Consider the following 21037-nt stretch of genomic DNA (forward strand, 5'->3'; position numbering starts at 1 on the left):
ATGGTTTTTAGGCCATTTTAGCAATCAATTCCTTCATCAATTTAAAGGCTACCATTGCTGTCATGCCATGATGGTCCCGTAATGGATTGTATTCTACCAAATCAGCTCCTATTATTGGCAATTTGATAGCAATCAGGATATCAAGTAATTGTCTGGTACTCATCCCACCAGGTTCATAATGGGAAATTCCAGGAGCAAAGGCGGGATCCAAGACATCTATATCCAAAGAAATATAAAGAGGACCCTCCAAAACAGAAATAAAATCCATGGTGAAATCTTTCATTTCGACGATATTGACTTTGTACCTAGCCGCCTGTTCCCGCTGATGTTGGGTCAGGGTTCGGATACCCACCTGAGTTAATGATTTCAGCAAGCCCTTTTCCAACAACCGAGCAAAAGGAGAAGCATGGGAATAGGGATTGTCTTCGAAATTCTCATACAAATCCCCGTGGGCATCGAGCTGCAAGACATGCAAAGGCCCATGTTTCAGTGCATGGGCTTCAATTACCGGATAAGCGATGGAATGGTCACCTCCCAGGCTCAACAGTTTGCTGCCATCGGCTATGGCTTTGCTAACGGCTGCTTTGATCTGTTCATAGGCCTTTTGGGAATTTTGACTGCCAAAAGAAAGATCACCCAGATCCAGATAATCCCTTCCAGCTATAATTTCTACACCCTCTTCCGTGTAGTTATTGGCAGAGCCTTCGGTTGCCATCAGACGGATTCTGGGAGGAGCTAAATACGGTCCTCTAAGGAAGGAACCGTTAGCATCAAAGGGGATTCCTAAGACTTTGATCATGGATTGATTTTTACGGGTTTCAATTCCTCAAAGAAAATATCGTCGTTGGGTACATTAAAGTCCATTCCGACAACCTGCAATTTATTGTTGAGTAGGAATTGGAGTGTTCCGAAGTTAAACCAGGCATGCTTCTCGTCCCAGATGATTTCATAGGTGTCATAATGCCAATGTTTCAAGCTGGCAGAAAGTCTTGGAGCGTCTTCAAAGTAAAGTCGCAAAGTTCCTTTTTCTTCTTTGACTTCGATTTTGCCATAGATGTCTGAGCGATAAGTACCTGCAAATTGGGAAGGAGAGAGGGATGTCTTGGTGTTGAGGACTCTGGCCTTTTTGATGTTTGCGATACGGGTGTCATTGGCTTGGTTGGCCAAACTCCTTTTGAGCATATCTCCAGACCAATCTTTACTTCCTGTTCCTAAAAATTGGTCAAAAGCATAATAGGTAGCCGCCATGATGGGGCTTTGGTGGCCGTTGGTCAGCACCACTACGCCCAACTTTTCTTCAGGAATCATGGTCACTGCGGTAATCATGCCATCGTAGCCTCCTGTATGGCCTACCATCAACTTCCCATGGAAATCTCCCAGATTCCAACCCAGTCCATAACCACTGAAATGCCTGCCCGGATCGTTTGGCTGGGTATGGTCCACCACATTGACATTATGCATGGTCCACATCAGGTTGCGGTTGCCTCTGGAGATCAGCGTGTCCTTTCCGATGATGCCATGGTTCATATTGAAAATCATCCATTTGGCTACATCGCTCACGGAAGAAATCAACCCGCCAGTAGCACCAATGGTGTCCCAATCCTCAAAAGCAATAGGGAAGTTTTTTCCTTCTTCGCGTCCATGGGCAGTGACATAATTCCCCTTTTTATCCAGGTCTTTGGCAGTGGTGATGGTCCTGTCCATACCTAAAGGGTTGAGGATGCGCTCCTTTACATTTTCTCCCCATGTTTTGCCCGTAATTTTCCTGATGATTTCCCCAGCAGTCACATACATCAGGTTGGAATAACCATAACCTCCCCTGAAGTCGAAAGCTTGTGGAACTTTCCCTGTCCTTTTGATAAAATCCTCGGCGGAACCTTCATTTTTGTACCAGATAACGTCTCCACTAAAGGTTCCCAGGCCCACCCTATGACTGAGCAGGTCGCGGATGGTGACATGCGCACTGATCCAAGGATCATCGAAAAGTGAAAAATATGGTAGATAATCTTTTACCCGATCATTCCAATGGAGTTTTCCCTCCTGTACCAGCATAGCAAGGACCGCAGATGTAAAAGCCTTAGAATTGGAAGCAATGGCGTAGAGGGTATGTTCATCGGGTTTTTCATTTTTACCAACCGTCTTGTTGCCGTAGTTGCCGATGAAAACCAATTGTCCATCCTTAACAATGCCTATACTGGCTCCCGGAACATCCCAGTCTTTGACCATCTGTTCAAAATAAGTATCAAGTTTTTGGAAATCGGGGTTGGTTTGGGCCTGAAGGGAGTGGCTTGCCAACAGGAAAAAGATCCAAATGAAGTGGATATGTTTTTTCATTGATTGAGCGGGGATAGTTGCTGGCTCAATTTAGAAAGGACTTGGGACTGAGGCAATAGGTATTTAAACTTATTCCATGGATTGGAATTTTGATTTTAAATCCATTCTCTCGTGCAGAATTCTAACGATCAGAATATTATTGTCTTCAATAATCTTAATCCCGCTCTAATCATCTCGCTGGCAGCATGTTTCTGATTCCTGCGATTTTCCAGTTTTCCTCCTCCTTGACGACCAAAAAAGTACTCCACATCCTTCTTGTTGGAGCCTCATTGTCACCAATAATTTCATAGCGGGCATCTACAATAGCGCAAGTTTCATTTAATAAGCGAGCTTTCTCTACCTTAAGTTGGCGTTGCCCAGGATTATTGGTGGAGCTTCTTTGCATGCCGGACATGGCTTCCTTGATCCCGATTCTCCATTCCCCTGATGAAACCAATTGATCAACCTCTTTTGTCAAAATTGATTTGAGCAATAAAGTGTCCTGGTTTTCTCTAGCTTTGGAATAATCGGCAATCAGAGCTAAGATTTTTTCTTGGTCATGAGCTGAAGGTTTGTGTTGGGCAAATAAAATGGAGGTATTTAGAATTAAGAAAAGGAAAATTAGGGCAGGGACTTTTTTCATGGCGTGGTGTATTTGGACAAAAGAATTTGCAGACTGTCACATCTTTTTTTATGGAATAGTTTTATTCCAATATGAATAAATATAATCAATTCTTTGAATTCACAGAACTGACTTCAAAAACATGAAAAAAGCACATGATCTGAAATAATAGTTCATGCAAAGACGCTAAGCCACAAAGTCTGTAAAGTAATTGGGATAAGCTGTGCCTTTGCGGCGCTGTACCTCTGCGAGAAAAAAATCACTCCACGTCCACAAAGAAAAACCTATTTTTACCGTTACTAGCATTCAAAAGCGTCAAAACCTAAACTTAAAAGCAAGGCTAGGACTCAGCATTTGAAAGGCTGCATTTCGGGTATTGAGGGTGACTGTCCCTTGATTGTCATAGCTCGCATCCCGGCTGGTAAGGAAATCCATGGTGCCTGTTTGCATATAATTCACCCTCAATTCCAGGAATGTATCTCCTCCTTTTTCCAAGGGTATCATCAAGCCGCCTCCCAATTGATACATATGAGCCCAATCATATACCTCAGTTCCTGACACAAATGGTTCTGTCAGTCTGTTTTCCCTGACCTTAGATCGGGTGTAGGTATGAATGGCCCCCAATTGTCCTTCAACAAAAGGTCGAACGCCTATCCCGAAATCCGGCATGACACGTACTACTCCTGACAGATGAATGGCATTGTTATTTCTTCGGATTCTGAATCGCTGATCGGTACCGTTGATCACTTCTCTACTCCTATGAACTGCTGTGCCATAAAGCATGTATCCGAATTCCCCTCCTACGTAAATGGGAGTATTTGCAAGCTGATGGAGAACTCCAAGGTTGAGAGAGGGAAACCATTGATTGTCCACTTCCGAGCGGAAATCAGCGGTAGGCAGGCCAGCATTGACTCGTATTCCCCCTAGCGTTTCCTGCGCTTGGACTGAAAAAGAAAGACTAAGCAAAAGCAAGAAGAAAGAAAGTATTGTCTTCATAAGCGCAAATTTTCAGAATAAGTTATTGTCTTTTTGAACGAAAAATTAAGAACGGGGTTACGGTTTTGGGGATAGTTCACGCAGACCTGCCTGGCGGAAGACAGGGGCGCAAAGACACTAAGAAAAATTTAGGTTGATGAATTCAAAACTTACAAATTGGGTTAGTTCCCTTAGGTGAGACTCGCAAAAAAAGGCTACACCAGTGGTCAAAACATTTTTTCAAAATTAAGAGAAGCTACCGACCATCTGCGCCTTCGCTCCTTTGCGAGAAACCATAAACCTAAGCCTTCTCCTTCTCCACCAGCATTCCCGTGATTTCGTTCATAGCCTTTACCTTGCACTCAAAATCACCTTTGAGGGTAGCACGATAGGCATTCAGGTTTTCCAAAAGCTCATCAATTTCCTCTGGAAGGATTTCTTCAAAAAGCTCCCTCAAACGCTTGGCGGTAGTTGGGGATTTGCCATTGGTGCTGATTGCGATCTTTAGATTTCCCTTGGTCACTATGCCTCCCAAATAAAAATCACATAAAGCAGGGGTATCGGCTACATTGACCAGAATGAAGCGCTCCTTGGCCTCATCATGGATCTGCTTATTGACTTCTGGAAAATTGGTGGCAGCGATAACAATATGTTTTCCTCCAAGATACTTCTCATGGTAAGCATCTTCAATTAAAGTGACATGGGCCGCCGAATTGGCAAGCTCCAAAAACTTTTCATTGAATTCCTTGGATACTACGGTAACATGAGCCTCAGGGCTACTTTTGAGTAAAAAGGAGAGTTTCTCCGTACCCACAAAACCACCTCCGACCAGGAGGACGTTGAGTTGGTGGACTTTGAGGAAGATGGGATATAAGTGGTTCATGGTTTTAGATGGTTAGAGGCGAGAAATGAGAGGCGAGAAGCGAGAGTTTAGACGCTAGATTTAAGACTTGATGGAGATTATAAAGACAATCCGTTTATTATTGAAATAATGTGGAAATAAGGTTGAAATAAAATTGAAATAATTTTTTTTAGGACAAATGCTTCCTATTGCTGGGAATAATTCTTATTTCTAGATTATTTCACGAAGGTTATTTCAATCTTATTTCACGAAGTATATTTCGCGAAGCTTATTTCAAATTTATTTCCACTTGTTCATAAACCTCCTTCAATCGATAACTCTCCTTCACCACTTCACCTACAATAATTATCGCCGGGGCGGCAATACCTGCCTGATGGGATTTGGAGGTAATGTCTAGGATGGTGCCTGCGACAAACTGCTCCTCCTTGGTGGTGCCATTTTGGATAATGGCTACGGGAATATCAGATTTGCCTGCTGCTTTATAAGCTTTTACAATCTCGGGCAGTTTTTTGGTCCCCATCAAGATGACGATGGTAGCGGTGGATTGAGCAGCTATGGCGATATCTCGAGAGAGTTCCCCATAACTTGTGGTCGCTGTGATGACCCAGAAACTTTCGGAAACACCTCGCTTGGTCACAGGAATTCCTATGGAAGCTGGAACTGCCACCGCGGAAGTAATGCCCGCTACTACTTCGGTGGGAATACCGAAGGCCTCGATATAGTCAATCTCCTCCGAACCCCGGCCGAATACAAAAGGATCACCTCCCTTGAGACGGACTACATGCCCATGCTTCAGTGCATACTCTACGCAAAGTCTATTGGTCTCATCCTGAGGACAGGAGTGTTTGCCTACCCGCTTGCCGACAAAGATCTTGATGGCCTTTTCCGGGGCATGTTTGAGTAGGGATTTGTCAATTAAAGCGTCGTACAAGACCACATCGGCTTTGTTCAAGGCCAAGACTGCTTTCAAGGTAATCAATTCGGGATCGCCTGGACCTGCTCCTACGAGTGTAACTTTTGGTTTGATAAGCTGATTCATGCGAGTACCTCCTTTTCTCTGTATGAACTGATGGCTTCAAAAACTTTTCCTGCATCCTCAAAATAGGATCGGGCAAAAGCTTCCGAAGGTTCGTGTTGATTGATTTGATAAATGATGTCCTTGAGCGTCCCTTCGATGGCTATCTTTCCTGTTTCCACAAAGGTCTCATCAAACAAATTCACAATATTCGCATAGGAATTGGTGCTTTTGCTTTCGGACAATAAGATGGCTTTGGCGGCATTGACCAGGGCGGCATAAGTATGGTAAATGCTGTCAGACCAACGTTTTTCCACAAAGGCTTCTTTGGATAAATCCAACTTCTCCCGAGCTTCTAACAACAAGGTAGCAACCAAGTCGATTACCACTCCCGCACACTCTCCTACACCCACAGCCACTTTGTAAGCATCTTCATTGCCCCAATCCACCTGATCTTCTTCGGTAAGGGTATCCGTATCGGTCAAGCTTTTGAGGATATCGTAGAAGTACATTTGTCCTTTGCGGTCATAGTAGTGAAGAAAATCCTCACCTTCCTCTTGATGTTGTGCAAAGTCATCCAATAAAATCCTCAAGGCCTGAGGTCCTCTTTTGCTTGGAATCTTGATCACTTTATCTGCAAAGCGTCCATTGCCATCTCCCAAATTTCCTCCGCCCAACAAAACCTGTAGGGCAGGAAATACGGTTTTTCCAGCTTTTAAAGACATGCCCTGGAAACCGATATGCGCCATGTTGTGCTGCCCACAAGCATTCATACAACCGGAAATCTTGATGGTCAAATCCTGGGACCTCATGTATTGCGGATATTCTTGCGCAATGACTTTCTCCAATTCCCTGGCGATCCCTGTACTGCTGGCAATTCCCAGATTGCAGGTATCTGTTCCCGGACAAGCGGTGATATCTCCCAAAGAATTGTAGCCATAATCTGCTAATCCTATTTTTTTCAGCTCCTGATAGAAGTAAGGAACTAGCTCCTCCTTTACATCCCGAATCAGGAAATTTTGTCTGAGTGTAAAACGGATTTCATTATTGGCATACTGCTGTGCTAGATCTGCTATAAACCTCGCCTGCGCAGTTGTAAAATCCCCTAATAACACTTTCACTCCAATAGCCACATATCCAGCTTGTTTTTGAGGGATTACATTGGTCAATTTCCATTGCTCGTATGCCAAATCCAGGGGTTCGGTAAGCGCTACAAATTCCGGGTTGGGAAGGCTTTTACTTGCCTCGTAATCATCGACATCAATGGGACAGGTTTTATAAGGCAAGGCTTTTTTCTCTTCCTCTACCAATTGCAGAAAAGCTTCTATTCCGATCTCATTGATCAAGAATTTCATCCTTGCCTTCAAACGTCTGGAACGTTCCCCGTGCCGGTCAAAAATTCTCAACACTCCTTCAATAAATGGAATCAGTTCATCAATAGCGAGGAAATCCGTAATCAGGTCTGCATGCCGAGGCTGAGAACCGAGACCACCCCCAAGTAATACTTTAAAACCCCTGATTTCTTTTCCATCTACCACTTTCACTTTTGGAATAAAGCCCAGGTCATGCAGGTAGGAAAGTGAAGTATCTTCATCGGAGGAAGAGAAAGACATCTTAAACTTCCTGCCCATTTCCTGACAGATGGGATTTCTGAGAAAATATCGGAATACTTCATCTGCATAGGGCGTCACATCAAAAGGTTCGTTAGGGTCGATTCCCGCCACTTCTGAAGCGGTCACGTTTCGGACTGTATTGCCGCAAGCTTCCCTTAAGGTCACATCATCTTTTTCCAGTTCGGCCCAGAGTTGGGGAGTTTCGTCCAAACTCACATAATGGATCTGAATGTCCTGACGGGTAGTAATATGGAGTTTACCGGTAGAGTACTTATCCGACACCTCACAGATGCGTTTTAGCTGATTGCCCGTAACACGGCCATAGGGCAGTTTGATACGAATCATCTGCACTCCAGGTTGTCGCTGTCCATACACCCCGCGGGCCAATCGTAGGCTGCGGAATTTTTCCTCATCTATTTTCCCCTCCCGAAACAGCCGGATCTTCCGTTCCAGTTCTACGATGTCTTTTTCGACAAAGGGGTTTTCAATCTCGGTTCTAAAGCTTTCCATTGTTAGGTTTGTCTATAGGTTTAGTAGAGTATTATGTTGTACCAAGTACCAAGTACGAAGTACCAAGATTAGTTCTATTCACGATTTTGGTAAATATGTAGTATTTATGGGTTTGAATTTTATTGTTTATGAGGTTCAAATACTTAGTACATGGTACTTTGTACTTGGTACACTAGACAATAAACCCCACACTCACCGTATCATGAGTGCCTTCATCAATCAAGATAAAGCTGCCATTGGAACGGTTGACTTGGTAGGGATCAAAATGAATCGCTTTGCTGAGTTTGAAACTCACCTTGCCAATATCATTTAATTTCAAGGCCTCAGCCCTTTCCTCCCCGCTGAAATCGGTCTGGATTTTGGATTGGATAGACTCCACTCTGGCCAATACCCGATTGACACCATGCTGTAAGGTATATTTCTCACCAATTCTCAATGGCTTGTGATTTACCTGACAGATGGTGGCGGTAATGCTTTTCTCAGAGCTGGGCAATTCAGACGATTTGACGATCATGTCCCCTCGACTGATATCTACCTCATCTTCCAAAGTGAGGGTAATGGAAGCTCCAGGAACAGCCAGGTCCAACTCCTGATCGAAGAATTGAATTGATTTGATTTTGGACTCGGTAAAGGAAGGAAGGATTGTCACCTTATCCCCAACCTGAAGGCTGCTTCCATACAACTTTCCAGAGAAGCCTCTGAAGTCATGGAAAGCATCAGTTTTGGGACGGATCACATACTGTACCGGGAATCTTGCAAAAGCCTGCTCCTGCAAATCTTCCGGCTCCAGAACTTCCAAATGGTCCAACAAGGTGTTCCCCAAATACCAAGGCATTTCGGCGGACTTCTTGGCAATGTTTTCCCCTTTGAGGGCAGAAATGGGGATGAAGGTAATCTGCTCGGTTTTAAAGTTGCTTTTCTCAACCAAAGCATCGAAATCAGCTTTGATTTTCAGAAATACATCTTCATCATAACCCACCAAATCCATCTTGTTGATGGCAACCACTACGTGGCTCAAGCGGAGTAAATTACTGATGAAGAAATGTCTATAGGTTTGCTCTATGACTCCTTTTCTGGCATCAATCAAGATGATGGCCACTTGGGAAGTGGAGGCGCCTGTAACCATGTTGCGGGTGTATTCCACGTGTCCGGGCGTATCTGCCACGATAAAGTTGGTCTTATCTGTATTGAAATAGATATGAGCCACATCAATCGTGATGCCTTGTTCCCTTTCGGCTACCAATCCATCTGTGGCCAAAGAAAAGTCAAGGTAATCAAAGCCTCTTTGACGGCTGGTCTTTTCGATTGCCTCCAATTTGTCGGTGGTCAAGGAACCCGTATCGTACAATAATCTTCCGATCAAGGTACTTTTTCCATCATCCACGGATCCTGCGGTAGCTATTTTTATAAGTTTTCTATTTTCCATGCTCGTTGTTTTTTTCTCGAAAAGGCGCAAAGGCGCTAGGGTTTGAATTTTGTAGAAATACGATTATTTTCGAAGTGAAATAAAGTGGAAATAATTAGAAACAAGGTTGAAATAAAGGGTATGAAATTCTATGGATTCGTTAGTATTTAGAGAACTGATTCGTTTTTTTTTGGAAAACCTTTTTGTTAATCAAACCCATATTATTTCGCCGAAGGCATATTTCATTAGTATTTCGCGAAGCATATTTCTCTAGCTATCACTTATAATCTTCTCTCCATGCCTTACACTCTCGCTTCTAGAAATACCCGACCTTCTTTCGCTTTTCCATCGCTGCTTCTGATCTTTTATCATCTATCCTGGCGCCGCGTTCTGACAGGGTAGACTGACGGATTTCTTCTACAACGGTTTCCAGCGTGTCGGCTTCGGAGAGCACTGCTGCTGTACATGTCATGTCTCCAACAGTACGGAAGCGTACCATTTTCTCTACTACCTCCTCATGAGGTTCCCTGTATACATGTTCATTTGCAGTCCAGATCAGGCCATCACGAAAGAACACTTCGCGCTTGTGTGCGAAGTAGATGGATGGGATTTTGATGTTCTCGGTTTTGATGTATTCCCAAACATCCAATTCAGTCCAATTGGAAATAGGGAAAACCCTCACATTTTGTCCCTGCTCTATGCGTCCATTCAGCATATCAAAGAGTTCGGGGCGTTGGTTTTTTTCATCCCATTGTCCAAAATCATCCCGGACAGAGAATACCCGCTCTTTTGCTCTTGCTTTTTCTTCATCCCTCCTGGCACCTCCTATGCAGGCATCGAACTTGAATTCTTCGATAGCATCCAAAAGGGTGGTAGTCTGCAAGGTATTACGGCTGGCATAGCGTCCTTTTTCCTCACGTACCTTTCCTTGATCGATAGAGTCCTGTACATTCCTAACGATCAGCTCCAATCCCAATTCTTTCACCAATTCATCCCTAAACTGTATCGTCTCAGGAAAATTGTGGCCTGTATCTATATGCAACAATGGAAAAGGAATCCTGGCAGGATAAAAAGCCTTTTGGGCCAAGCGTACCAAGGTGATGGAATCCTTCCCTCCAGAGAAAAGCAATACCGGTCGCTCAAACTGCGCCGCTACTTCCCGAAGGATGTGAATGGATTCGGATTCTTTAGGATTGAAATATATGGTTGACATGCGTATGTTTTATTTTAGTTTTTAATTTATAAAGAGAAACAAGAATCAAGAGGCAAGACATGGATTGATGTAGAAATTCGATTGCTCTATTATTGATAAATAGCGAAATATGTGAGTTTATCTGTCAATCCTATATAAGCCTTCCGAAATCCGGAATACTCTTGGTTCTTGTTTCTAGCTACTTGTCTCTAAATTCTCATTTCCCATGCAATCCACATTCCTTCTTCGATTCCTCCCACCACCAACGGCCCGCTCTTGGGTCTTCTCCTGGAGAAATTGCTCTGGTGCATGGTGCACACCCAATACTGATAAAACTTTTGTCGTGAAGAGGATTGTAAGGGATTTTATTTTCTTGGATAAAGCCAAGCATCTGCTCATAAGTCCAGTCCAAAAGTGGATTGTATTTGATGATTTGATTGGCTTGATCCCATTCTATTTTGCGCATCTGAGAGCGGTTGGGGCTTTGTTCGGCACGCAAGCCGGTAACCCAAATGCTGTTTCCCGCCAAGGCACGCTTCAAGGGTTCAACCTTTCTGACAAAGCAGCATTGTTTCCTATTTTCAACTGACTCATAAAAACCATTGATCCCAGTCTTGTGGACCAGGTTTTCTAATGATGGCCTTTCTGGATAAAAAACTTTGATCTTTAACCCGTATTTGTTTTCAGTTCTGGCCAATAAATCCAATGTTTCAGGGAAAAGCCTTCCCGTGTCCAAGGAGAAAATCTGGATAGGCAAATTCTTTTCTGCTATGAAATGCGTGATGACCTGGTCTTCCTGTCCCAAAGAAGAAGAAAAGACTACTTTTCCCTGAAAAAGATCGGACAATAAAGCAAGTCCATCAACTGGACTGAGCTGATCGATCTTATCACTTAAATTATGCAAATTCCTTTTTAGGCTCATCTTTATCAATTTTTGTGGCTGACTCCCAAGCACGTTCGTGGAGGTAATACAGGGCAATTTTGGTCACTACTTCTATGGATCCTATTGAAACAGCCATGACGAGTTGGCCGGTAACCAAAAATGAGATCACCATTGTGTCCAGGGTTCCGACAACTCTCCATGAGATGGATTTCATCAGACTTTTTACATTGCTGTCTTTACCTTGTTTGGTAATAAACCATCGCTTGATTGGCTGGTCTAGGATCATAGATTATAATTTAAACTTAAAAGCAAAACTATACAAAACCTATTAAAATAATAGGGTAAATAGGGAAAAAATTTTACTCTTGATCTAAAATATCTGATAATGTCTTGTTTTCCAACACTTTAAGCATTTCGTCTCTAACTTGGATCATGACTTTGTTCAAGCCACATTTTGTTTCATCCTTGCATTCCACGCAGGGTTCGTAATAGTTTAAACTCACACAGGGGAGTAGGGCAATAGGGCCTTCCAACAAGCGAATAACCTTGCTAAGTGGTACATCTTTGGGGTCTTTGATGAGGTAGTAACCGCCACCTTTGCCCTTTTTGCTGCCCAGAATGCCTGCCTTTTTCAGTTCCAGAAGGATATTTTCCAAGAATTTATGAGAGATGCCATATTCTTCAGAGATATCCTGAATCAGGACAGTTTTTTGATCGCGGTGTTTGCCGAGATAGGTCAGCGCATGCAGGGCATATTTGGTTTTTTTGGATAGCATATATGCAAAAATAGGTTTTTTATTTATTCTTCAAAGGGGCGGAATTTTCCATTATCCAATTTTAATTTACCCTATCTTTGCGGCATGAATTACCTATCAGTAGAAAATCTAAGCAAGTCTTTTGGCGAGCGTAAACTTTTTCAGAACATCTCTTTCGGCATAGATCAGGGGCAGAAGATAGCCTTGGTCGGCATTAATGGAGCGGGAAAATCCACATTGATGAAGATCATCATGGGGATTGAAGTGGCAGATTCCGGCAATATTGCCATCAATCAGCAGATCAAAGTTTCTTATGTCCACCAAAATCCTGTTTTTGCTGGGGATTTAACCATTTTTCAGACCATTTTTGAAGGGAGTAAAAATGAAACGCTTCAGGTGATCGAGGATTACCACAAAGCCATGCTGGATTCTGAAATGGGAAAAGATAATGGAGATGTGCTGCAAAAGCTTTTCGAAAAAATGGACGCATTGCAGGCTTGGGATTATGAGTTTCAGATTAAGGAAGTCTTGGGCAAATTAGGACTTAACGATACGGAGCTGCCGGTAGGTAACCTGAGCGGTGGACAGAGAAAAAGGGTAGCATTGGCAAAAGCCATCTTGGAGAAACCGGATCTGTTGTTGCTGGATGAGCCTACCAACCATCTGGATCTAGAGACCATCGAATGGTTGGAAGATTACCTTTCGAAGGCTAACCTTGCCCTGTTTATGGTGACCCACGACCGGTATTTTTTGGAGAAAGTGACCAATCAGATTCTGGAACTTGACAATGGCAATATTTACCGTTACATGGGTAATTATGGTTATTTCCTAGAGAAGAAGGCTGAAAGAAGAGAAATTGAAGCTACTGAGCAGGAGAAAGCCAAAAGCCTTTATAAAAAAGAACTGGAATGGATTCGCAGGCAGCCCAAAGCAAGGGGTACAAAGGCCAAGTACAGGGTAGATGCTTTTGAGGAAACCAAGGAAAAAGCCTTTCAAAAAAGAGAAGAGCGTGAGATTGAGCTGACTGTAACCACACAAAGGTTGGGCAATAAAATCATCGAGATTGAAAAGATCAACAAGTCTTTTGATGATAAAAAAATAGTCAAAGACTTCAGCTATACCTTCAAGAAAGGGGATAAAATAGGTATCGTTGGCCCCAACGGCGCTGGAAAGACCACTTTCCTCAATATGATCACTGGACTCATTGAGCCTGACAATGGGAAAATCAATATGGGTCAGACCACTGCCATCGGTTATTACAGGCAGGAAGAAGACAGGTTTGACGAAGAAAAAAGACTGATCGACATTGTCAAGGAGGTGGCCGAGGTGGTGACTGTGGCCGGAGGAAGTACCATTACCGTGTCCCAATTTTTGAATAAATTTGGTTTTCCCCCAAAACAGCAGCATACACCAATAGCGAAGTTGAGTGGAGGAGAGAGGCGAAGGCTACAGCTGTTGATGGTGCTGATCAAAAGTCCCAACTTCCTGATTTTGGATGAGCCTACCAATGACCTGGATATTGTGACCCTGAATACCCTGGAAGAATTTCTGGATACCTTCCCTGGCTGTTTGATCATTGTATCCCATGACAGGTATTTTATGGACAGGTTGGTGGAGCATCTATTTGTTTTTGAAGGAGAGGGGATTATCAAGGATTTCCCTGGCAACTATACTGATTTTAGAGAGTGGGAAAAGGAGCAGAGATCCATTGAAAAGGAGAGCAAGCAGGAAAAGCCTGCGAAAGTGGAAAAAGAGAAAAGTGCAGGAAATGGACCTGCCAAAGTAAAAGCCAGCTTTAAAGAGAAAAAGGAATTTGAGGAGATCAATGCTACAATCGAAAAGCTCACCGTGGAAAAAGAGGAGTTGGTAGCTAGGATTTCAGAAGGAACCGAGGATCATCAGGCACTTTTGGATTGGTCCATTAGGATACAGGAGCTAGATGGTTTATTGGAAGAGCTGGAAATGCGCTGGTTGGAGCTGAGCGAACTGGATGGGATTGAATAATTGGTTTCTGTAAAGGAGAATATTTTTTATGTCACACAGAGATGCACGGAGAAGACACAGAGGTTCACGGAGTATGGTATAGTGGCTAAAGTTCATGGGGTTAAGTAAGGAGCTTAGGAAGTCCTGGTTAAATGGTTCCCTTTAAAAATCCATGTCTTCATCATATTCCTCTCTGTCTCCATTGCGGCCATTTCGGTCTTTGAAACCGCCGAAACGGTAAGTAAAAGCTATCGTTCCGATTCTAGTTTCCCTATTAAATGCCCGGTTGAAAACAAACCTGCTGTCCTCTGTTTTGATTCGGAATACCTGTGTATTGAATATATCGGATACGTTCAGGCTTACCGTTCCCCTTTTGTTCATGACGTCTTTTTTGACACCGATGTTCAATCCCCAAATTGGTTCAATTTCCCCCTGAGGCAAGACAATAGGCCCACGGTAATTTCCCTGAAGCTGCACACTGAACAGGTTTGGAATAGCCATACTGGAAAGCAGGTTAAGCGTCCAGCTGAAGTTTGAATTGTTGAATCCTTCTCCCAGGTTATCACCGAAAATCTCTGAATAGAAAAGATTCCCGGTCAGGGCCAGGTCCATCCAATCTGTGACCTGGAATTGATTGACCAATTCGAGTCCTGTACTTTTTCTGATGTTGGCATTTTCCCTGCTCTGAATCGTTACATTATTGTCCAGAAGTGTGATGATTCTTGTTTGGACATTGGTGGAATAGCGATGATAGAGTGTTGCATTGAGGAGATAGCTGGACCATCCTTTCATGTAGCCCACTTCATAACTGTCGGTGAATTCCGGTTGCAGCAAGGGGTTTCCTCTTGAAAAATTCAACTGATCCCTAAGGTTAAGAATTGGGGAAAGGGACCATATTCCAGGCCTTGAGATCCTTCTACTGTAATTTGCGGATAATTCTTCTTCCTGACCTAGGGAATAAGTAGTGTAAACGCTCGGGAATAGGTTGAAATAGTTATTTACAAACCTTTCATTGGTGCTTTCCAGTATCCCTAAGGTTTCAGTGTATTCGGCTCTTAACCCGAGCTGATATCCGAAATTGTTGACTTTGTTCTTGAATGTCACATAAGAAGCATAGACATCTTCATTAAATGAGTAAGCGTCATTGAGGCTGTCTACAGCTGTGGGAATAAAATTGGAATTTTGGTCACCTTGAGCAAAAATCTGTGCCCTGTCCCAATACCCAAAGGTGCCTTTAAGGCCCGCTTCAAGCTTGCCGTTATTTCCGAATGGCTTTTCATAATCTAACTGGAAGATAGAGAAATTACTGGTTCTCGGTGCTTCATTCAATTGTGTCAGTCCTTTTTCAGGAACAAATTCATCGTTGGCATTGAAAAATGATTGGCTGGTTTCCTCGATCTGATCTCTGGTATCATAGGCATAGGAGATGGAGGTATAAAGTCTTTGACCAAGAGAATCCAGGTTCCAGGTAAGGTTGACTCCAGTTTCATAATTGGCCCTTTTACTTTTTTCAACTCTGTCTCTGACAAAAAGAGAATCAGTTGAATTAGGAAGGTTGAAATTCAGCTGATTGGTAATTTCATCCTCTGTTGACTTGCCTAAATTGGCCTGTCCATAAAAACCCAAAACCATATTGTCCTTGATGTTGTAATCAAAGCCACCTCTGATCAAAGAGGATTGTCTTCTGTCAATTTCATAATCATCCTGTTCCAGGAACCTTGATATACCTGGTATAAAGTTTTCCCTAAAGCCTTCACCTTCCCTGAATCTGCGTCTGTCCTGATAATTATAAGAGAAGAAATAATTGATTTTTTCAGTGGCATAATTGAGGTTAAGACCTGCCTGGTATTTATCCCTTGTCCCTACGGATACATTTGCCTGCCCGTTGAATCCCAGGTTTTGATTTTTCTTCAAAATGATGTTGATGATACCGCCCACACCTGCAGCATCATAACGGGAAGAAGGATTGGTGATCAATTCTACGGATTTGATGCTATTGGCAGGAAACTGTGCCAGAATATTGTCTGTGTCTGTAGAAGAAAGGTTGGAAGGTCTACCGTTGATATAGATCAATACCTCGCCGCTCCCTCTCATGGAGATACCTCCTTCTTCATCTACTTGGATGGAGGGTAATGTGGCCAATAGTTCTGAAGCTGTAGCTCCTTCCGCAACGATGCTGTTTTCAACATTGTATGTCCTTTTGTCTATATCACTTTCAAAAATGGATGAAACACCCTCTACAACTACCTCCTGCAGGTTTGTGGCATCTGTACTTATTCTGATATTTCCTACATTGAGAACTTCTTTGTCTCCAACATTTATTTTTCTGAAATAGCTGTCATATCCGATAAATCCAACCCGTAAAAGATACTCGCCCTTCTCTGATTCAAATGAAAAAGTACCATCCAAATCACTCATGCCACCTGCTATGAGCGCAGAATCAGAAGGTGTCAGCAAGGCAATATTGGCAAACTCCATCGGTTGATTATTGTCTCGATCTGTCACTCGTCCTTTGATGGTGTAAGTTTGGGCCATTGTAGAACTTGCCCAAATTAAACTCAATGACAATAATAAATTAGATAAAACAGATTTCATTTTGGTGTTTTTTTGATAGTTGGTGTAAATGATGTTGACAATAATTAATTTTGAAAACATCTCATATTTTATGATTTAGGTAATTGTTAATTTTAAAACATACCCATATGGTTGTTGTTTTATTTTGTTTTAACTAAAAAATGAGATTAAACTCCTAAAGGTTAAATTTTATTTTGTATTGGATAAATACTAATTACCTATATTAATAACGCACCTCAGGCAAACAAGTTTTCAAAAATCGTGTATATACATAAGATGCGTATATTCGGTATAGTCTGTAGATGGCTTGGATAAACGGGGAAAAATGAAGTCAAAAAAAAATGTATTGAAAAGCTTTTGGTGATGGGTAAAAAAAAAGTGGGGTGTTTTACCCCACTAAGTTTTCTAAGGTTTGTTGGATCAGCCTGTCGACTATACCATAGGCATTTTCGGTAAACTCATGCGTAATCCTATTGGCAATGATGGCATTAAGGCTCATGACTTCATGGCCCAATAACCTACCCATCGCATAGTATCCTGATGTTTCCATTTCAAAATTCGTGAGTTGGAAGCCATCAATATCCATGCTGCCCAATTTCTCAATGATATCAGGAATGGCTGGTTTCAGTCTTACTTCCCTTCCCTGAGGACCAAAAAATCCCGGGCAGGTCACGGTATTGCCATGCAACATGCCTTTACCTACTTGCTCAAGAAGTTTTTTAGAACCTTCAATACAATAAGGCTGGAAACTTAATCCGAGATTTTTCTGAATTTCCAAACCGATTTTTTCTTCTATTGCAGAATAATCGGTTTTGTAAAATGCCATCAAGGTATCCAGTCCAATTCCATAGGCAGAGGCCAGTAATGACCCGGCGGGGATTTCTTTACGCATACTGCCTGAAGTCCCTATTCGGATAATATTCAGGCTGGTATGCTCTTCTTTTGGAAGTCGGGTTTTGAGGTCTATATTGACCAAGGCATCGAGTTCGGTCATAAAAATCTCGATATTGTCTGTACCCATTCCTGTACTGATGGCCGTAATCCTTTTTCCCTTATAGGTACCTGTATGGGTAACAAACTCTCTCTTGGATAGGGTGAATTCAATCGTGTCAAAATACTGGGACACTTTCTTTACCCGGTCAGGGTCTCCCACCGCAATAACAGTTGAAGCCAGGTGTTCTGGCTTCAAGTTGAGATGATAAATACTTCCGTCAGGATTAATGATCAGCTCCGACTCTGGAATCCTTTTGCTCATGAATCGTTTGTTTAATTTTTTCTTTATCCTGTCTTCTGAAAAGTCCTTTGTACGGATTGTAACCATTGGTGTTTTTCTGGTAATATCCCGTGCCGTCATATGGGCGTTTTTCAGGGTTTTCCTTGCATTCCACTGAACATGCACCTTCCATCTCCCAGCCACATTTTTCACAGATCGGAAGATGGGCGTTGCAGGTTGGGTTGGCACAATTGACCATTCTGTCGCATTCAGTGCCACAGACATGACAGGTAGAGATGACGGTAGGATTGACTTTGTTGACATCCACCGCTATTCTGTTGTCAAAAACGTAACATTTTCCCTCGAAGTCTTCACCACCGGCTTCCATGCCATATTTGATGATGCCCCCATGGAGTTGGTACACATCCTGGAATCCCTGTTCTAAAAGAAAGGCAGATGCTTTTTCACACTTGATACCACCTGTGCAATAGGTCAGAACTTTCTTGCCTTTCAGATGCTCCAGTTCTTTGACTTTTTCCGGAAAGTCCCTGAAGTTGTCTATGTCCAAAGTGATGGCATTCTTAAACCTGCCCAATTCATGCTCGTAATTGGACCTCACATCCAAGATGACCACATCTTCCTCATCTTTGAGTTTTCTGAAATCTTCAGGTTCGAGGTGTTTTCCAGTTTTGACATTTGGGTCGATATGCCTCAGGCTGCTGTGGACGATTTCCGATTTGACCCTAACATGGATTTTTGCAAAAGTATGCTGATCATGCGCATCAACCTTGAATTCAGTTTTGGCAAATCTAGGGTCAGCATGCACATAAGCCATGTACTTTTCGCAATCTTCCTTAAGACCCGAAACTGTCCCATTGAGACCTTCTGGGGAGATGATGATTCTTCCCCTGATCTTGTTTTCAATACAGAATAGATGGTGTTCTTCTCTGTAAGCCTCAGGATCATCAATCTGGGCATAGCAATAATAAAGCAGTACGTTGTAATCTTTGTTTTCCATAACTTAGGCCCTGTTTCCGACAGGGTGTTTTGGTTTATTAATTGAATTGATTTTTTTATTTCTTGATAGGCGCCGCAGGGTTGCCAAAAACGGTTTCCCCGTCTTTCACATCCGAGATCACGATCGAGCCTGCACCTACCCTGGCATTTTTTCCGATAGTAACACCAGAAACAATGACCACGCCGGATCCGATGAAGGCGCCTTCTTTCACAACCACACCCGCATTGATAATAGAGCCAGCTCCGACCTGTACAAAGTCCCCTATCTCTGCTAGGTGATCAATGATCGCTGCGCTGTGCAGGATACAATGATTTCCAAGTTTTGCACCTGCGCCAATGTTTGCCTGGGCATTGATAAAATTTCCATGTCCTAAGGTCGCATCGGTGGAAATGTATGAAGTTTTGTGTATGGCATTGATCGGCTGTACCTTTCTTTTTTCATTCAGCATTTGGACTAAAAACTGACGGTATTTATTGTCATCAACTGCCACAAATGCTTCGCATTTTTTACCGATAAGTTTGAGAAAGCCATCATCTTCCGGATTGCCCAGCACTGGGACCACGTTGATTTCTGTTCCATGCAGCTTTTCATCCTCGTCCAAAAAGCCATACACGATAACCTGATTGCTATTGAAGATCTCCAACGCGGGGTGGGCTATCCCCTTTGCTCCCAAAATAATGACTGGTTTGTCCATGTTTTTGTAATAATTGGATGGCAAAAGTACAGCAATTCAGCCTTTAAAGCAAAAATCATTTCTTTTGAGGCTTGAGCATGTTCTGTCCAATTTTACAATCCAGACACTTTTTCTCCTTACAATATTGGTGGTAAAGTCCCAACATCCCCTGACTGTCAAACGCAGTGAGAGCATTCCAGTCATGGCATGCAAACTTCCGTATGATGAAGTTGTCCTCTGCGGGGACTTCCTGGAGTAAATCCAGACATTTCTCCTTCCAGTCAGCATCTTGAATATATTGACCATAACCATACCATAGTGGTGTGACAAAATTGATCATCAATAAATTCAGGGTGTTTTTACTCAATTTTTTAGGTAAAGGCTTAGAAGTTGGTACTCCCAGTTTGTAATGGTTTTGCCAATATTGCCCGGTGCTGATTCCAAAAACTTTCTCAAAATTCCCCAGTTTATGGGTAGACGAAACGGTGGAAGCAAAAAGATTGGGATGCTGATTGAGCACTGCACAGAGCTGTGCTATCCTGAGAAAAGGAAAGTTATGTGGTCTCACCCCCATCATCTTCCAGTCCTGGTTCTGTACTTTGGGGCTGAGTTGGTATTTTTTTCGGTAGAATAAATATTCGTTTCTCAGCAAGTTACTGTATTCATCCACAGGGTCTTCTGGAATCAATCCAGCCTGCCCGAACAAAATAGCCTCAATGGCCAGTGGTTGGTTGCTGTGTTTTTGGAGTAATCGGTAAGGGACACTCTCTGCCAATCGGAGCATTGGCTCAGCATTGGTTTTGAATCCGAAACACTTGAAAAGCCAACGGAAAGTTGTTTCTTCCCAGTCATTTTTGGTGTCAGCCAGGATCTCCAAAAAGGCAGCAGATTTTGTTTCCAGCCTTTCCAACAGAGCTTTTTCAAGCATGGAAAATTTGATGATAGGGGCTATTTCCTTCAGGTTTGGTCCACATAGGATTTCTTCCCGGCTATTGGCCAGCCGTTCATAATTTCTGATGACATCCAGCCAGATTTTTCCTTTGAGTTCCAAGGTCGGAATAGGGCTGCCATCCTCATGAAGAATAGGCAGGTCTGCATCATAGACCACATGGAGGATGACGGAATTATAGCGCTCATCCTTGCTGTGTTCGTGCTGAATCCAATCGGAGGCTTTGCGGTGAACTTCTACATGACCAATGTAGTCTAACATGCCGATTTTGACTTGGGCTTCAATAAAGTCAGGACCCTCGTAGAAATTGTGATATCCTATTTTCTTGATTTCTAGACCAAGTCCGTCGGTGGTCTGTAAATTGTTTTTATCAAAATACTGGTATTTCCATACCGACTGAAGAAAATTTTCCTGAAAATCCATATCCAAAAATGTGTTTAAAAATTAAGTCAACAGTTTTCTAAATAATCATTTAATTTAAC

18 protein-coding genes are annotated in these 21037 nt (G+C 42.7%); 1 reads left to right on the plus strand and 17 read right to left on the minus strand.

Going from position 1 to position 21037, the window contains the following annotated elements:
• Window positions 1-7 precede the first annotated feature (7 nt).
• From speB to ACFFIP_RS12025, 12 genes are all read right to left on the minus strand, one after another.
• Entirely contained in the window at window positions 8-799 is a 792-nt protein-coding gene (speB, locus tag ACFFIP_RS11970; RefSeq protein WP_382387888.1) for an agmatinase, read from the minus strand.
• A complete protein-coding gene (locus ACFFIP_RS11975) occupies window positions 796-2334 on the minus strand; it encodes a serine hydrolase (RefSeq protein WP_382387889.1) in 1539 nt (512 codons plus the stop codon). The genes speB and ACFFIP_RS11975 overlap by 4 nt, the downstream gene beginning before the upstream one ends.
• A 169-nt stretch (window positions 2335-2503) precedes the next feature.
• Window positions 2504-2956, minus strand: coding sequence for a nuclear transport factor 2 family protein (locus ACFFIP_RS11980; protein WP_382387890.1), 453 nt, complete (start codon window positions 2954-2956; stop codon window positions 2504-2506).
• A gap of 294 nt (window positions 2957-3250) precedes the next feature.
• Window positions 3251-3931 carry a hypothetical protein gene (locus tag ACFFIP_RS11985; RefSeq protein ID WP_382387891.1) on the minus strand — a complete coding sequence of 227 codons (681 nt, stop codon included), beginning with the start codon at window positions 3929-3931 and terminating at the stop codon, window positions 3251-3253.
• 280 nt (window positions 3932-4211) lie between these two features.
• The gene (locus ACFFIP_RS11990; RefSeq protein WP_382387892.1) at window positions 4212-4793 is read right to left on the minus strand and encodes a precorrin-2 dehydrogenase/sirohydrochlorin ferrochelatase family protein; all 582 of its coding nucleotides are present in this window, start codon (window positions 4791-4793) and stop codon (window positions 4212-4214) included.
• A gap of 247 nt (window positions 4794-5040) precedes the next feature.
• Entirely contained in the window at window positions 5041-5811 is a 771-nt protein-coding gene (gene cobA, locus ACFFIP_RS11995) for a uroporphyrinogen-III C-methyltransferase (RefSeq protein WP_382387893.1), read from the minus strand.
• Window positions 5808-7910, minus strand: a complete 2103-nt coding sequence (locus ACFFIP_RS12000) for a ferredoxin-like domain-containing protein (protein WP_382387894.1) — start codon at window positions 7908-7910, stop codon at window positions 5808-5810. Before ACFFIP_RS12000 ends, cobA begins: the two co-directional genes overlap by 4 nt.
• 172 nt (window positions 7911-8082) lie before the next feature.
• The gene (locus ACFFIP_RS12005; RefSeq protein WP_382387895.1) at window positions 8083-9336 is read right to left on the minus strand and encodes a sulfate adenylyltransferase subunit 1; all 1254 of its coding nucleotides are present in this window, start codon (window positions 9334-9336) and stop codon (window positions 8083-8085) included.
• Window positions 9337-9631: 295 nt separating this feature from the next.
• Window positions 9632-10528: a sulfate adenylyltransferase subunit CysD gene (gene cysD, locus ACFFIP_RS12010; protein ID WP_106566795.1), complete on the minus strand. Its 897-nt coding sequence runs from the start codon at window positions 10526-10528 to the stop codon at window positions 9632-9634.
• A gap of 196 nt (window positions 10529-10724) precedes the next feature.
• Window positions 10725-11429 (minus strand): phosphoadenylyl-sulfate reductase, encoded by a 705-nt coding sequence (locus ACFFIP_RS12015; protein WP_382387896.1) that lies wholly within the window; start codon window positions 11427-11429, stop codon window positions 10725-10727.
• Window positions 11404-11676: a DUF2061 domain-containing protein gene (locus tag ACFFIP_RS12020; protein WP_382387897.1), complete on the minus strand. Its 273-nt coding sequence runs from the start codon at window positions 11674-11676 to the stop codon at window positions 11404-11406. Before ACFFIP_RS12020 ends, ACFFIP_RS12015 begins: the two co-directional genes overlap by 26 nt.
• 73 nt (window positions 11677-11749) lie before the next feature.
• On the minus strand, window positions 11750-12166 hold the full coding sequence (locus ACFFIP_RS12025; RefSeq protein WP_382387898.1) for an RrF2 family transcriptional regulator: 417 nt from the start codon (window positions 12164-12166) through the stop codon (window positions 11750-11752).
• Window positions 12167-12250: 84 nt separating this feature from the next.
• On the opposite strand from ACFFIP_RS12025, the gene ACFFIP_RS12030 reads away from it, so the two are divergent.
• On the plus strand, window positions 12251-14149 hold the full coding sequence (locus ACFFIP_RS12030; RefSeq protein WP_382387899.1) for an ABC-F family ATP-binding cassette domain-containing protein: 1899 nt from the start codon (window positions 12251-12253) through the stop codon (window positions 14147-14149).
• Window positions 14150-14290: 141 nt separating this feature from the next.
• On the opposite strand, the gene ACFFIP_RS12035 is transcribed toward ACFFIP_RS12030, so the two are convergent.
• The 5 genes from ACFFIP_RS12035 to ACFFIP_RS12055 form a co-directional block, all read right to left on the minus strand.
• Window positions 14291-16783, minus strand: coding sequence for a TonB-dependent receptor (locus tag ACFFIP_RS12035; RefSeq protein WP_382387900.1), 2493 nt, complete (start codon window positions 16781-16783; stop codon window positions 14291-14293).
• A gap of 307 nt (window positions 16784-17090) precedes the next feature.
• Complete coding sequence (locus ACFFIP_RS12040; protein ID WP_382387901.1) at window positions 17091-17957, minus strand: nucleoside phosphorylase; 867 nt, start codon at window positions 17955-17957, stop codon at window positions 17091-17093.
• The gene (gene trhO, locus ACFFIP_RS12045) at window positions 17920-18933 is read right to left on the minus strand and encodes an oxygen-dependent tRNA uridine(34) hydroxylase TrhO (protein ID WP_382387902.1); all 1014 of its coding nucleotides are present in this window, start codon (window positions 18931-18933) and stop codon (window positions 17920-17922) included. Before trhO ends, ACFFIP_RS12040 begins: the two co-directional genes overlap by 38 nt.
• 55 nt (window positions 18934-18988) lie before the next feature.
• Window positions 18989-19627, minus strand: coding sequence for an acetyltransferase (locus tag ACFFIP_RS12050; RefSeq protein ID WP_382387903.1), 639 nt, complete (start codon window positions 19625-19627; stop codon window positions 18989-18991).
• 55 nt (window positions 19628-19682) lie between these two features.
• On the minus strand, window positions 19683-20978 hold the full coding sequence (locus ACFFIP_RS12055; RefSeq protein WP_382387904.1) for a DUF2851 family protein: 1296 nt from the start codon (window positions 20976-20978) through the stop codon (window positions 19683-19685).
• Window positions 20979-21037: the final 59 nt, after the last annotated feature.

It is taken from the genome of Fontibacter flavus (assembly GCF_042432905.1).
GTDB classification, from domain to species: Bacteria; Bacteroidota; Bacteroidia; order Cytophagales; family Cyclobacteriaceae; genus Fontibacter; species Fontibacter flavus.

Bases quoted from the DNA above. Each gene is read 5' to 3' on its own strand.
- speB (WP_382387888.1), bottom strand. From the start codon at position 799: ATGATCAAAGTCTTAGGAATCCCCTTTGATGCTAACGGTTCCTTCCTT.
- ACFFIP_RS11975 (WP_382387889.1), bottom strand. From the start codon at position 2,334: ATGAAAAAACATATCCACTTCATTTGGATCTTTTTCCTGTTGGCAAGC.
- ACFFIP_RS11980 (WP_382387890.1), bottom strand. From the start codon at position 2,956: ATGAAAAAAGTCCCTGCCCTAATTTTCCTTTTCTTAATTCTAAATACC.
- ACFFIP_RS11985 (WP_382387891.1), bottom strand. From the start codon at position 3,931: ATGAAGACAATACTTTCTTTCTTCTTGCTTTTGCTTAGTCTTTCTTTT.
- ACFFIP_RS11990 (WP_382387892.1), bottom strand. From the start codon at position 4,793: ATGAACCACTTATATCCCATCTTCCTCAAAGTCCACCAACTCAACGTC.
- cobA (WP_382387893.1), bottom strand. From the start codon at position 5,811: ATGAATCAGCTTATCAAACCAAAAGTTACACTCGTAGGAGCAGGTCCA.
- ACFFIP_RS12000 (WP_382387894.1), bottom strand. From the start codon at position 7,910: ATGGAAAGCTTTAGAACCGAGATTGAAAACCCCTTTGTCGAAAAAGAC.
- ACFFIP_RS12005 (WP_382387895.1), bottom strand. From the start codon at position 9,336: ATGGAAAATAGAAAACTTATAAAAATAGCTACCGCAGGATCCGTGGAT.
- cysD (WP_106566795.1), bottom strand. From the start codon at position 10,528: ATGTCAACCATATATTTCAATCCTAAAGAATCCGAATCCATTCACATC.
- ACFFIP_RS12015 (WP_382387896.1), bottom strand. From the start codon at position 11,429: ATGAGCCTAAAAAGGAATTTGCATAATTTAAGTGATAAGATCGATCAG.
- ACFFIP_RS12020 (WP_382387897.1), bottom strand. From the start codon at position 11,676: ATGATCCTAGACCAGCCAATCAAGCGATGGTTTATTACCAAACAAGGT.
- ACFFIP_RS12025 (WP_382387898.1), bottom strand. From the start codon at position 12,166: ATGCTATCCAAAAAAACCAAATATGCCCTGCATGCGCTGACCTATCTC.
- ACFFIP_RS12030 (WP_382387899.1), top strand. From the start codon at position 12,251: ATGAATTACCTATCAGTAGAAAATCTAAGCAAGTCTTTTGGCGAGCGT.
- ACFFIP_RS12035 (WP_382387900.1), bottom strand. From the start codon at position 16,783: ATGTTTTCAAAATTAATTATTGTCAACATCATTTACACCAACTATCAA.
- ACFFIP_RS12040 (WP_382387901.1), bottom strand. From the start codon at position 17,957: ATGAGCAAAAGGATTCCAGAGTCGGAGCTGATCATTAATCCTGACGGA.
- trhO (WP_382387902.1), bottom strand. From the start codon at position 18,933: ATGGAAAACAAAGATTACAACGTACTGCTTTATTATTGCTATGCCCAG.
- ACFFIP_RS12050 (WP_382387903.1), bottom strand. From the start codon at position 19,627: ATGGACAAACCAGTCATTATTTTGGGAGCAAAGGGGATAGCCCACCCC.
- ACFFIP_RS12055 (WP_382387904.1), bottom strand. From the start codon at position 20,978: ATGGATTTTCAGGAAAATTTTCTTCAGTCGGTATGGAAATACCAGTAT.